13 protein-coding genes are annotated in these 12,720 nt (G+C 32.4%); 7 read left to right on the plus strand and 6 right to left on the minus strand.

The window, feature by feature from the left end; all coding sequences use genetic code 11:
* The first annotated feature begins 72 nt into the window (after window positions 1–72).
* The 3 genes from F9279_RS01820 (at window position 73) to ppc (ending at window position 4,122) form a co-directional block, all read left to right on the plus strand.
* Complete coding sequence (locus F9279_RS01820; protein WP_152110910.1) at window positions 73–462, plus strand: hypothetical protein; 390 nt, start codon at window positions 73–75, stop codon at window positions 460–462.
* A gap of 97 nt (window positions 463–559) precedes the next feature.
* Window positions 560–859, plus strand: coding sequence for an iron-sulfur cluster assembly accessory protein (locus F9279_RS01825; RefSeq protein ID WP_152110911.1), 300 nt, complete (start codon window positions 560–562; stop codon window positions 857–859).
* A gap of 497 nt (window positions 860–1,356) precedes the next feature.
* A complete protein-coding gene (gene ppc / locus F9279_RS01830) occupies window positions 1,357–4,122 on the plus strand; it encodes a phosphoenolpyruvate carboxylase (RefSeq protein ID WP_152110912.1) in 2,766 nt (921 codons plus the stop codon).
* 73 nt (window positions 4,123–4,195) lie between these two features.
* Here ppc and F9279_RS01835 read toward each other — a convergent pair whose 3' ends face one another.
* On the minus strand, window positions 4,196–4,510 hold the full coding sequence (locus F9279_RS01835; RefSeq protein ID WP_152110913.1) for a thioredoxin family protein: 315 nt from the start codon (window positions 4,508–4,510) through the stop codon (window positions 4,196–4,198).
* 342 nt (window positions 4,511–4,852) lie between these two features.
* On the opposite strand from F9279_RS01835, the gene F9279_RS01840 reads away from it, so the two are divergent.
* Complete coding sequence (locus F9279_RS01840) at window positions 4,853–5,320, plus strand: hypothetical protein (RefSeq protein ID WP_152110914.1); 468 nt, start codon at window positions 4,853–4,855, stop codon at window positions 5,318–5,320.
* Window positions 5,321–5,342: 22 nt separating this feature from the next.
* Here the strand turns inward: F9279_RS01840 and F9279_RS01845 are convergent, their stop codons facing one another.
* Window positions 5,343–6,137: an HAD family hydrolase gene (locus tag F9279_RS01845; RefSeq protein ID WP_152110915.1), complete on the minus strand. Its 795-nt coding sequence runs from the start codon at window positions 6,135–6,137 to the stop codon at window positions 5,343–5,345.
* A 150-nt stretch (window positions 6,138–6,287) separates the two neighbouring features.
* Entirely contained in the window at window positions 6,288–7,220 is a 933-nt protein-coding gene (locus tag F9279_RS01850) for a MerR family transcriptional regulator (RefSeq protein WP_152110916.1), read from the minus strand.
* Between the two features lie 243 nt (window positions 7,221–7,463).
* Here F9279_RS01850 and F9279_RS01855 point away from each other — a divergent pair, with 243 nt between their 5' ends.
* The 3 genes from F9279_RS01855 (at window position 7,464) to F9279_RS01865 (ending at window position 10,191) form a co-directional block, all read left to right on the plus strand.
* Entirely contained in the window at window positions 7,464–8,606 is a 1,143-nt protein-coding gene (locus F9279_RS01855) for a metallophosphoesterase (RefSeq protein WP_193224395.1), read from the plus strand.
* A gap of 73 nt (window positions 8,607–8,679) precedes the next feature.
* Window positions 8,680–9,687: an LLM class flavin-dependent oxidoreductase gene (locus F9279_RS01860; RefSeq protein WP_152110918.1), complete on the plus strand. Its 1,008-nt coding sequence runs from the start codon at window positions 8,680–8,682 to the stop codon at window positions 9,685–9,687.
* A 96-nt stretch (window positions 9,688–9,783) separates the two neighbouring features.
* On the plus strand, window positions 9,784–10,191 hold the full coding sequence (locus tag F9279_RS01865; protein ID WP_152110919.1) for a hypothetical protein: 408 nt from the start codon (window positions 9,784–9,786) through the stop codon (window positions 10,189–10,191).
* 61 nt (window positions 10,192–10,252) lie between these two features.
* On the opposite strand, the gene F9279_RS01870 is transcribed toward F9279_RS01865, so the two are convergent.
* The 3 genes from F9279_RS01870 to F9279_RS01875 all read right to left on the minus strand — a co-directional run bounded on the left by F9279_RS01870 (window position 10,253) and on the right by F9279_RS01875 (window position 12,697).
* The gene (locus tag F9279_RS01870; RefSeq protein WP_152110977.1) at window positions 10,253–11,215 is read right to left on the minus strand and encodes a cation diffusion facilitator family transporter; all 963 of its coding nucleotides are present in this window, start codon (window positions 11,213–11,215) and stop codon (window positions 10,253–10,255) included.
* Between the two features lie 187 nt (window positions 11,216–11,402).
* Window positions 11,403–11,570, minus strand: a complete 168-nt coding sequence (locus tag F9279_RS24860) for a hypothetical protein (protein ID WP_193224396.1) — start codon at window positions 11,568–11,570, stop codon at window positions 11,403–11,405.
* A 533-nt stretch (window positions 11,571–12,103) separates the two neighbouring features.
* A complete protein-coding gene (locus F9279_RS01875; protein WP_152110920.1) occupies window positions 12,104–12,697 on the minus strand; it encodes a biotin transporter BioY in 594 nt (197 codons plus the stop codon).
* Window positions 12,698–12,720: the final 23 nt, after the last annotated feature.

Below are 12,720 nucleotides of genomic sequence, written 5' to 3' on the forward strand. Positions count from 1 at the left end.
ACTAGAAAATCGTTGACATTGATAATCATTTTCAATTAAAATGTATTTAACGAGAACCCAGTAGGAAGGTGTATGAACATGACAAATGATTTCATTGTAACAACTCCATTTCAATATTTAATTGAGTGTACTTGTCCTAGGCCAGAACATACTTTCATACTTAATCTACAAGTTGGAGATAGAATAACTATCACAGAAGAAAGAAAGTATGTAGATTCACTCGGATGGATGCTTTTAGTACATATTAATGAATATAACTTTTTTATGTTTATAGATGAAATAGAAGAATTTATTACAGAGAAGAAAATTAGTTCCATAATAGATATGGAATTAAGAATGAACTATTTGACTTATAAAGTGAATGAATCACTAGATAGTCTTAATAAAGATTTGTTTGACATGTATGCGAAAGAGCTAAATGATTGGAAGCAAATACAAGAAAGTATTAGTGTACTAAAGTAATTGATTTTATCAATTCAGAGCCGTTTATTTGCAAACTACTCCTCCCAAGATTACAATAGATGAGAAATGTAGACAAACTTGATAGGAGGAGTAGATTTTGAAAGTAAAGGTGAATCGACACGCTGTTAAAGTGATGAATCAAATGCTAAGTAAGGCAAATGAAGGAGAACTATTGCGTGTTTACATAACAGAACATCATGGTAATCATGCTCATTATGATTTGAAATTAGATCAACAAACAGAGTTTGATGAAGTAGTAATTTCTGATAAAGAAATACCAATCTTGTTAGATACAAGAGAAAAAGAATTTTTAGATGGAGTTTGGATTCAATATTTCCACTTACCTCAACCTGGTTTTGTTATTTATAACCCAGCTAAAGAGCACCATCATCATTAAGCAAGTGAAGTGAAACGTATCTCATTAAACATAGACAACCTGCTTTTTCATAGATTGTCTACAGTGAGAAGTGTTCACTTCTTTTTTTGTATGTATCAATATACTAGTTCTCTTTCAAATTGGATGAAAATATTCTCTACTCTATTCTATATGTTATAAATTTGATAGACAAACCATCAAAATTTAGTCTATGGATATTAATTTGTTTACAAAATTAAAGAACTAGGGTATAAGTTAATGTAACATAATTATTCATTATGCAAGAAATAATAAATTTTGTTAAGTTATTAGTAATAATTAATTGTAAAATTTTAGAAGAATTTCATGAGAGATTTTCCTTTTTGAATTAATTGATACATATAATAGATTAAAACTTAAAAACCTATCTTTTCTATCTATTAATTTATGATTTTTCTTAATGAATTTTTCGAAAAATAATGATACGATTAGTTTAAGTAATGTGTTACACAATATTTAGATTAAGGGATGGTAATCTAATGACAACGAGACTAAAAGTTAATGAAAGCAGTCTGCCTTTACGAAAAGATGTAAAACATTTAGGAAACATACTAGGTGAAGTTTTAGTCCATCATGGTGGGCAAGAATTACTTGAAAAAGTTGAATCTATTCGTAAGCTGGCAAAAGAACTGCGAGAAACAAACAATGAACATACATACAATCAATTAAAATCAGAAATGCAAAATTTAGAAAAACCGGTAAGAAGACAAGTAATTAGAGCATTTTCTAAATATTTTCATTTAGTAAATGTTGCTGAGTTAAATCATCGTATTAGAAGAAGAAGAGATTATCAATTAAAAGAAGAGCATGGTGCTCAACCTTTTTCAATTGAAAGTGCCATTTTAGCTTTTAAAGAGAAAAACTTGTCAGAAGAAGCAATACAAAGTGTATTAGATACACTGTCTTTAGAGTTAATTATTACGGCTCATCCAACTGAATCGACGAAGCGATCTATCTTGGAGATTCAAAAGAGAATTGCCAATATTATTAAAGCTTTAGACAATCCAATGATTACGAAGAAGGAACGCAAGCAATTGGATGAGGAATTATTTGAAGAAATTACGATAATGTGGCAAACAGATGAACTTAGACAGATTAGACCAACCGTTATGGATGAAGTAAAAAATGGTTTATACTATTTTGATCAAACGTTATTTGATGTTCTTCCTGAAATTCATCAAGAAGTTCAAGATGCTCTTTGTGATCACTATCCTAATTTTGAATGGAAAGTACCTAACTTTTTATCCTTTGGATCATGGATCGGGGGAGATAGGGATGGTAATCCAAATGTAACTCCTGAAGTTACATGGCAAACACTACACAAACAAAATGAGTTAGTGATAAGAAAGTATATGGATGCAGTGAATGAACTTATGAAAAAATTCAGTCATTCTACAAACAGAGTGAAAGTAAGTTCAAAATTAATCCAAACGATTGCGGAAGAAGAACAGTTATATTTAAGCTCTGATAGAAAATGGCAAGTAGATAAAGAAATCTACCGTCGTAAATTCTCTATTATTCTAGAAAGATTGTATCATTATGGTAAGTCAGAAAAGGGTTATACAAATGCACAGGAATTGCTTGATGACTTAACATTAATTCAAAAAAGCTTTGCCTTGCATCAGCCAAAAGATCATCAACAAAAAGACTTGCAAAAATTAATTCGTCAAGTACAATTATTTGGTTTTCACTTGGCCACTTTAGATATTCGAAATCATAGTGGAGAACATGAAGCTGCTATGGATGAAATACTTCGTAAAGTTGGCATAGTAGACAACTATAAAGAATTGTCTGAAACAGAAAAAATGCAGGTTCTTGAAACAATCTTAAACGATCCAAGACCAATATTATTACTGAATGAAGATTACTCTAAAGAAACACAAGAAATGATTAAAACATTTACGATGATTAGAGAAGCACATCAAACATTTGGTAAGCAAGCGATAAATGTATACTTAATAAGTATGACGCAAGCACCTAGTGATATTCTAGAAGTTTTAGTACTTGCTAAAGAAGCTGGTATCTATCGATTACATGCAGACGGAACAGTAGAAAGTCATTTAAATGTTGCACCACTTTTAGAAACAATTGATGATTTAATTGCTGGACCTGAGATTGTAGAAACACTCTTTAAATTGCCTGTTTACCGAGAGCATTTACGCCAAATGAATGATCAGCAAGAGATTATGCTGGGCTATTCTGATGGAAGTAAAGATGGTGGAACTTTAACTGCCAACTGGAAGCTATATAAAGCTCAGAGAGAAATCCATAAAATGGCTAGTTCTTATCAGATTGGATTGAAATTCTTCCATGGACGTGGTGGATCTTTAGGTCGTGGAGGCGGTCCATTAAATAGAAGTATTCTTTCTCAGCCTGCAGAAACATTAGGAGACGGAGTAAAGATTACGGAGCAGGGAGAAGTTTTATCCTCTCGATATTTATTAGAAGATATTGCGTTCCGTAGTCTAGAACAAGCAACTTCTACCTTATTAAAAGCTTTTGCACATATCTCAAAAGACGATTTAACAGGTCATAAAGATGAAAGAAGTAAATGGGAAAATAGTATGGAAGAAATTTCAACCATTGCTTTAGCGAAATACCAATCACTAGTTTTCCATGATCCTGATTTTATGACTTATTTTAAAGAAGCTACTCCTCTAAATGAGGTAGGGAACTTAAATATAGGTTCTCGACCAATGAGTAGAAAAAATAAAACGACCTTTGAAGATTTGCGAGCTATTCCATGGGTATTTGCATGGACTCAAAGTAGACAGCTATTACCAGCCTGGTATGCTTCAGGAACAGGATTAACAGAGTTTGCTCAAAAAGATCCTGGGAATATGAACAAATTGAAAGATATGTACCAAAAATGGCCATTCTTTAGATCTACTATTGATAATTTACAAATGGCACTCATGAAGGCTGACTTAACAACAGCAAGAGAGTATTCTGAACTTGTTGAAAATGAGGATATTGGTACACGGATTTATGAAAATATTAAAGAAGAATTCAATAAAACGAAGGCGATCCTTTTAGAAATTTCAGGAATAGAGGAGTTGTTGGATCATACACCATCTATTCAGGAATCTGTCTATCGTAGAAATCCTTATGTAGATCCATTAAATTTCTTCCAAGTGGAATTAATAAAACAACTGCGTGAAGAAGAGAATCCTGATCCTGAATTAATGAACCAAGTATTGTTAACCATTAATGGAATAGCAGCAGGATTACGAAATACTGGTTGATAATGGGGATAATATAGTAGTGAGGCAACAAAAAAAGACGAATGCAAGTTCATTCGTCTTTTTTATTTAATCTTTAATTAGTTGCTAAAAACTCTTCCACTTGCTCAGGTGTTTTAGCATTTGCACTATGTAAATGACCTGTTTTTTCCCCGTTTTTAAAAATAAGTAGACTAGGTATACCCATTACATCGTATTTTTCAGCTAGCTCTGGTAATTCATCCTTATTTAAACTAAACCAATTTTTATCTGCATTTGCTTCGATAATTTCGCCAATAAACATATCCATTCTAGTACAATCTGGACACCAAGTGGTGAAAAATTTAATAATATTTGTTTCTCCATTATGGATAATTTGTTCGAATTCAGCTAGTGTTTTAATTTCTTTCATTCTTTCCTTACACCCCATATATAGAAATTTAATAACTATATCATATAGTTAATTCCTATTATACACCGATGCCAGTAAAATTACCTTAAAGCTGCCTATGTCCTTCTGGTCGAAAATAGGGTTAAATTAATACGAAATTTTAAAAAGATATTTTTAATGAGCTACCTAACATTCTTTTTGTTATAAAAGAACTTGTCATAACAGGTCCAATTATACTATTATATAAAATGCTGCATAGAAAAACGTGGAACCTAGAATATGATTTTTTTGTTATAGATTATACAGAAATGTCATAGGATAAGAAGTGTTCATTTTGCAGTTTCAAGTAAGAGGAGGATACAAATGAGTTCAACAAAAATTAATATTTCCCCAGTAGAAGACACGTACATAAAGCTAATACTAACTATGGAAGAAATGGATCGTGAGAAATTAGTAGATTTGGGGGATTCCTATTTACTGAAACTAAATAAGAAAAATAAAAGTGGGAATGAATTATATTTTTCCATGCTTTTTAATAAGAAATTAATGAATAAAGTGGCAAGATCAACTAACCCGACTGTTAATATTACGAGAAATAAAAATTTAATTTCACTAGAAATTGTGATTATGATGGGATTAGATGAAGCTGTACATGACGAGAATTTTTACTTTATCAAAAAGGAATTTGCGACAAGTCCATCTTTCGAAATTTCTTATAAAATGAACGAGGATTATTACCATAAAAAAATTAGTCAACAATTAACAAGTTATACACCAGAAGAAGTAGAAGAAGTAGAAGAAGTAAAAGAAGTAGAAGAAAAAGCTGAATGAAGAAGGAGGGGAAACCCTCCTTTTATCCTTCAATAACCCCTAGTTGTTTCAGTCCATTGAAAATTCCATTATCAGTTACAGAGGTTGTTTTATGTTTTGCATAGGAAAACAACTTATCGTGTGCATTTCCCATGGCAAATCCTTCGCCAACTGTTTGAAGCATTTCTTTATCATTTAACCCATCACCAAAAGCAATAGAGTGCTCCTTGTCGATACCTAGTTCTTTTAAAATAAAGGATACAGCAAAGCCTTTATTTACTTTATCACTAATAACATCATAGGAATGTTTAAATCCATCTATATTCACTTGTGATAAATGAATGTCCGGATAAGCTTCATATGTTTGAATTGTTTCTTCTTTTACATTAGTGATGGTCATGCCAAGAATATTCTCTTTATCTTCCAAGGTAAAAGTTCGGTTCTGTCTTAAATGAAATTTTTTACAAAATTCTTGTGTAATGACACCGTTTGGATTTGTTAATAAATTATTGGCGTTAGTGTATAAAATTAATTCATTATCATTATCTTTGGCAATATCAAGATAGTTTGTTATAAGGTCAGCACTCATGGGAACTTTAAATACATCTTTTCCATTATGTATGGCATATGCACCGTTATAGCCAATAAATGAATGAATACCCAATTCTTCTCCGATATCCATGATTTCGTGTAGTGGTCTACCTGTAGCAAGGAAGATTTCCATTCCTTTTTCTTTTATTAAATGAACAGCTTGTTTGGTTGAATCTTGTATGGTGTCATTTGGTGTTAGAATTGTACCGTCAATATCTAAAAATAATATCTTATAATGATCAGTCATTTGTACCTCCATAGATATGTATTAAAAGCGTTTTACCATTACATCTTATCATATTTTACTGTAAGGTTAAAAAGGGTTGTTTTATATAGGAGAGTTATAAAGAAAAGTAATGATCTTTCTTTCTCCCAATATAAAACAGCCCAATTATTGTTATGCCCAAATTCTCCACCATTGTTTTTTGGGTTCTGTAGCTGTGGCAGCCACTCTAAAAGATTGTACTAATTCTTGAAAACTTGCTTCTCTTTGTTGTATCTCATTTGTCATTTCTTCTTTATCTAATCGTAATCTCTCCAATAATGTACGGTCATTTTCAGATAATTGTTCGACTGATTTGTTTAATTCTTCATTTGATTTGGATAAATGCTGAATCATGGACTTAATTTCCTGTGAAGTGGCTGTTGTATTTGTCCATTGTTTCGAATAGGTTTTTCTTTCAGACTTAGATATTTGAGAAAGTCTTTGTATCTTAGTGCGTATTTCTTGGTATTCAGAAGTAGTTTTATCCGTACTGCTAGTAAGTATATTGGTGATTTCTTCGATATTCTCATTAGCTTCTTCTTTGGCCTTATGTAATGATTTATTAATCTCATAAATGGTTTCTTCTTTTCCGTGATTTATTTCTTTCACTATACTTTCAACCACTTCTTTTTTTATTCCATTTTTGATTTCACCTTTTACTTCCTCCAAAAGGTTTTGCTTATATGTCTCCAAAGAAGCCAGTAGTACTCCGATATTATTTTCCATCATTGTTTGCCCATTTTGTTGTTCTAGTTTTTCGATGGTAGCTGCATCAACGATTTCAACTAAGTTTGTACTAGTAGAAATACTATCTTCCTTTTCATTAATAGTAGGTGGTTGGACAAGCATCGCTAACGATTCTTTTACATCTCTGGCGTTTTTTTTCTCATTATATAAATTCTTTACCTCACCTAATAAGGAAATCTCCTTTTCTGTATAAAAACGTGTACCATTTTTTGTTCTCGGTATAATTAATAACCCTTTTAATTCTTTTTCCCATTGCTTAATGCGCGTAGGACTTATCGTTAGTTTTTGCGATGCTTCTCGAATTGTGTATGATTTCATTTCAATCTCTCCCTTAAAATAGATTATGTATGTTCAGTAGAGCTCTATACCTATAAAGGTTATAGACAGAGAAAGGATAATCCTGCAAGAAGACAAAAGCTTTCAAAACTTCTAAAGAGTTGACAATTTTTTTATGCATATTTCTTCGTATGAAGGAGGATAACATTAATTCATGAAGATTTTACATAAAAAGATGCCATTTTAGAGAGGTTAAGAAGAAGTAGCAACAAAGGGGATGTTCAAGTGAAAAAAAGACTGCATACCATTCTTTTTCTGGCATTATGCTTTATTTTTATCAAACCTGAATATTCATTACGTGCAAACGAAATAGGAAATGACACTTCCTATGTGAAATTACGTATTTTAGAAACGACTGATACTCATTCTTATTTGTTAGATTATGACTATAAAGAAAAGAAGCGAACAGTAGAATTCGGTTATAATCGGGTTGCAAGTTTAATACAGCAAGCCAGAAAAGAATCACCAAATAACCTATTATTTGATGTTGGGGATATTTTAAAAGGAAGTGCTATAGCAGATTATGTTGCAGAGTCTAAGTTGCTCTTTTTTTCCGATATTCACCCCGCATATAAAGCCATGAATCTGATGGAGTATGACGGAGCAACTGTTGGCAATCATGAATTTAACTTTGGATTAGATTATATGTGGACTAGTACTGCGGGTGCTACATTTCCGTATACAAATGCCAATATTTATTTAGACGACCAAAATCATTTAGAAAGTGATGATATGTATTTATTTCCTCCTTACTTACTATTAAATAAAGAAGTAGTAGATGAAATGGGTGAAAAGGTAGAGCTTAAAATTGGTGTTCTTGGTCTTATTACGCCTATTACACAAGAATGGGATAAAGAGTATTTTGAGGACAATCTTATTATTAAGAATATGCAAGAATCTGCAGAGAGAATAGTACCGCAAATGAAAAAAGAAGGTGCTGATATTATTATTGCATTAGTTCATGCAGGCTTACAATCTGACGAAGGAAATCAAGAAAAGCAAGGAAATAATGTATTAGCAGTTAGTAAAGTAAAAGATATAGATGTGATTCTTTTTGGTCATTCTCATTTGCTTTTCCCAATGAAGGGAGAGAAGGGATCAGAACTAATTGATCATGAAAGGGGTTTGATTAATGGAAAACCCGCAGTGCAAGCAGGTTTTTGGGGAAATCATTTAGGTATTATTGACCTACTTATTGAAAGAAAGAATAATCGCTGGAAAATCGTTGATTCTAAATCACAGGCTAAACCTATTATTCGCATACTTAAAGAAAAAAAAGTACCCATAGTCTCTCCTTATCTTCCTATTGATGATATTCTTGTTAATTATCATCAAGGAACATTAAATTATCTAGAAGAACAAAAATAAGTCTAAGCAGTTCATTTGTAATGAGAGGACGAGCATTATATAGTAGGAATGTAGACGGGAAAGGAAGAGATTAATGGGGAAATCATTAAAAGATATAAAGTTTTCAGTCCTAGATTTAGCACCTATTGTTCAAGGAAGTAATCCAGGAGAAAGCTTTAAAAATAGTTTAGAACTTGCTAGTCATGCAGAGAAATGGGGCTATCACCGATATTGGGTGGCAGAGCATCATAGTATGCCAGGTATAGCAAGTAGTGCAACCTCTGTATTAATTGGATACATTGCTGGTGGTACGAAAAAGATCAGAGTGGGATCTGGGGGAATAATGCTTCCTAATCACTCGCCATTAGTAATTGCGGAACAGTTTGGCACATTAGATGCTATGTATCCAAACAGAATTGACTTAGGATTAGGAAGAGCTCCTGGTAGTGATCAGTTAACAGCAAGAGCGTTAAGGAGGAATAATCAAAGTGATGGTAGTGATTTTCCAGATCAGCTAGACGAGTTACGACAATATTTAAAACCCTATGAAGAAACATACTTACGTGTTAGAGCCATTCCAGGAGAAGGAACAAATATTCCAATATGGCTATTAGGATCAAGTGGCTTTAGCGCAAAACTAGCCGGTGAATTAGGACTTCCCTTTGCTTTTGCTAGCCATTTTTCTCCTGATTACACAAAACCTGCTATTGAAATATATAAGCAATCCTTTAAACCATCAAATGTATTAGAGAAACCTTATATAATGGTTGGTGTTAATGTATTAGCAGCTGAAACAGACGAGAGAGCTCATTATTTAGCTACCTCTTCTCAGCAACAATTCTTAAGTCTTATTCGAGGAAATCCTACACAAGTAAAGCCTCCTGTAGAAAATATGGATGAGCTTTGGAATGCACATGAAAAAGCAGTGGTTTATCAACAATTAAAAGCATCTATTATTGGATCAAAAGAAACAGTTGAACGCAAACTTTCCTTTTTCTTAGAAGAAACACAAGCAGATGAGATGATTGTAAATACACAAGCTTTCTCACAAGAGGATCGATTAAAGTCTTATGAAATTCTACAAAGTATTGTTATGTCTTAATACAAACAAGTACGAGGGATATTCTTTTCCTTTGTACTTGTTTTTCTGTATGATAAATATAACAAACTTGTATATGTAAGTTATGGAGGTAGAAAAATGAAGACTAGCATGAAATTAGTAAACGGAGACAAATTAGAGCAGCTCTTAAAAAAAATGGTGTCTAACGGGTATGAAAGTGTCAAAGGAGAAGAAGTATTGCTTTGTATGGAGTGCTGTGATGTAGATTTGTATATTGCATCAGAGTCCTATCCTGAATTTGAAGAGTTAGTAAATGATAACTTTGAACTGGACGAATATGGAGATATCCTTGATAAAGAAAAATATCACATTTTAATGAGAGAACTAGATGAATATTATATGGAATTACATTTAAAATCAGGGTTCTATGATTATTTTCCTGCAGGCTCGTATCAAATAAATGGAAGAGAGGAAGAGACGGAAACAGATATGTTAGCTCCTAAAGATGTGTTTTATGCTCCGTTTGAGGATGCTGTAAAAAAGTAATAGAGCATTAAGCGTATGAAGTGACACACTCCTTCATGTCTCTTTATACGCTTTTTAACTTTTATTTATCAGTCCTAGTCCAATTTAATACTCCATCATCCTTGTCAAACTCAATTATGACATCTGAAACGCCTTTTTCTCCTAGAATTTGATTCTCTATCCGATTACGAATTTTATCAGCTTGTTCAACTGTTAACTTACTATCAATTTCGATACTTAATTCTACATGAAAATCTTCGCCTTCTTTATATACGGCAAGTGCTTGGATATCACGAACATCTGGGTCTCGTATGGCAATATTTCCAATTTTTCCTTCCATTTCCGCATCTGCTTCTCCGATGGCACCTGCTGCGTTGTCAAGAAATACTCTTGTGACGACAATGAACATCATCACACCAATAATGATGGAAACGAGCCCTTCTGCTTGTTTGAAATTTGTATACTCTGCGATTGTTACAGCTATAATGGCTAATATTCCACCAGCAGTTGCCACTGAATCTTCTAAGAAGACTAACTTTGTAGCGGGCTTCGCATTTTTTAGAGATGAAAGACTTGCCCTAAATAATCCTCTTCCTTTTGCAGTTCCATTAGATTCTAGAACTATTTCTTTCATAGCACGAATTAGTACATAAAACTCCAAACAAACAGATGCACCTAATACGAGTAAAGTTAAAAGAAAACCAGTGGATTCTTCTGGATAAAAGGTATGTATAAACCCTTCTCGAATCGTTTCATAGGCCATAATTCCTACTACTAGTACGGCAAATAATAATACTAAGTTTACAAGTCTGCCAAAACCACCAGGAAATCTTTTAGTAGGGGATTTCTTACTTAAAGCAGAACCAATAAATACAAAGAGTTGATTAGCTGCATCACCTAAAGAATGCATGGTCTCAGCAAACATGGCAACATTTCCTGTCATAAAATAAGCGATTCCTTTTATAATGGCGATTATGGTGTTAATGATTGTCGCTAGTAAAGCTGATTTATTACCATTCTTCAGTAAAACGAAGAATTCTTTCATCTTACTCAAACCTTTCTCTTACGTTTATCCATTCAAAAAAGAGGCTAATCCTTTAAATGTCTATTTACCCAGTGCATAGACATTACATGTGGAAGCCTCTTTTCCTTTATTCTAGCAAGTCTTAGATGGTTCTAACATGTTGATTTGAATATGTATAAACTAAGAAGTATGGATGCAATAGAATGCGTTAATTCGCTTTGTCTAATGCAGTATTCCAATCTGGAAAATAATGAAGAGCATGTCGCATTAATTCTGGATGGCTATGTTTTATCTTCTTTTTATTCAAATTCTCACCGGTTGAACGTAATTGTTTAATTGCAACCATTACATCGTCAGCCGTCATGCTAATATCCATTTGACTTACCTCCTTTACATTTATCTTTATTTTTTCCTATTATCTAAAAAACTATACCTTAAAGCATAGAGAAATATTTCTTGGGAAAGCGCAATATGTTACAAAGAAAGACAAAAAAGGATAGTTAGAGGTAAAATGTTTTATAAGTGTGAAGGGAAGTTTATATGGAATGATTAATGATCTTATGATTGCTAAACAATAATAGGTTTCGTTTAAGCATAAGAAACATAAAATGTGTATATGAAAAATTAATAAATGAAATGTACAAAAAATAAGTCTATGGAGCCCATTTTACAATGAAAGAAATTTGAAGAAATAGACATTTTATTATTGCAATTCTTCTACTCTACCCTGTGAGAAGATTAATAAGATTATTGTTTTATCTTCTATTAACAACCTCACAGATGAGGGATGGATAGAAATATTAATACTATTTCTCGGGAAAGCGCATATTATGACATTGTTCGAATTAATTAAGTCGAATTATCATGAAATGGATAAAATAGTGTCTAAAAAGGAAGATTTTCTCCCTTTTAGACACTATTTTTTGTAGATATTGTATTAAATAGTGTACTTTTTTTAAAGTATACTTGGTACATTCTATATCCTAATAAACCGGCAATAACAGTAAAGATAATGTCCTTAATGAAAGGTAATATCATCCAACTCCATACAAGGGCATAATTAAAGCCTGCTGGAGCAGCATACCAAACCTTATATGCTAAATACATCCAATGAGTCCCTAATATATAATTTATAAGTAATCCTATAAATGCACTAAATAGGAAGGTAGTCATTGTTTTCTTTTTTTCCACGAATAAGCCACAAAGAAATGCCGTCACAATAAATGCTAAAATAAATCCAAATGATGGCTTTGTTAATACAATAAGTCCTCCACTTATTCCAGAAAATATTGGAATTCCTATTAATCCAATGAACATATATGTAATCATCGCAAAGCTTCCTAATCTTTTTCCTAATAATAGACCGGCTAAAATGGCAAAGAATGTTTGTAGGGTAATAGGTACTCCTCCTATAACTAGAAAACTTGTTATATTAGCACCAACTGCCATAAATGCGACAAATAGAGCTACCATTGTTATTTCTATTGGTTTCCAGTGGTTCATATTCATTCATCCTTTCTGTTATA

Origin of the sequence: Bacillus sp. B1-b2, from assembly GCF_009183415.1 — a bacterium.
GTDB lineage: Bacteria > Bacillota > Bacilli > Bacillales > Cytobacillaceae > Niallia.

Excerpts from the sequence above, each read along its gene's own strand:
- F9279_RS01820 (WP_152110910.1), top strand. The coding sequence starts at position 73 with ATGAACATGACAAATGATTTCATTGTAACAACTCCATTTCAATATTTA.
- ppc (WP_152110912.1), top strand. The coding sequence starts at position 1,357 with ATGACAACGAGACTAAAAGTTAATGAAAGCAGTCTGCCTTTACGAAAA.
- F9279_RS01835 (WP_152110913.1), bottom strand. The coding sequence starts at position 4,510 with ATGAAAGAAATTAAAACACTAGCTGAATTCGAACAAATTATCCATAAT.
- F9279_RS01840 (WP_152110914.1), top strand. The coding sequence starts at position 4,853 with ATGAGTTCAACAAAAATTAATATTTCCCCAGTAGAAGACACGTACATA.
- F9279_RS01845 (WP_152110915.1), bottom strand. The coding sequence starts at position 6,137 with ATGACTGATCATTATAAGATATTATTTTTAGATATTGACGGTACAATT.
- F9279_RS01850 (WP_152110916.1), bottom strand. The coding sequence starts at position 7,220 with ATGAAATCATACACAATTCGAGAAGCATCGCAAAAACTAACGATAAGT.
- F9279_RS01860 (WP_152110918.1), top strand. The coding sequence starts at position 8,680 with ATGGGGAAATCATTAAAAGATATAAAGTTTTCAGTCCTAGATTTAGCA.
- F9279_RS01865 (WP_152110919.1), top strand. The coding sequence starts at position 9,784 with ATGAAGACTAGCATGAAATTAGTAAACGGAGACAAATTAGAGCAGCTC.
- F9279_RS01870 (WP_152110977.1), bottom strand. The coding sequence starts at position 11,215 with ATGAAAGAATTCTTCGTTTTACTGAAGAATGGTAATAAATCAGCTTTA.
- F9279_RS24860 (WP_193224396.1), bottom strand. The coding sequence starts at position 11,570 with ATGGATATTAGCATGACGGCTGACGATGTAATGGTTGCAATTAAACAA.
- F9279_RS01875 (WP_152110920.1), bottom strand. The coding sequence starts at position 12,697 with ATGAACCACTGGAAACCAATAGAAATAACAATGGTAGCTCTATTTGTC.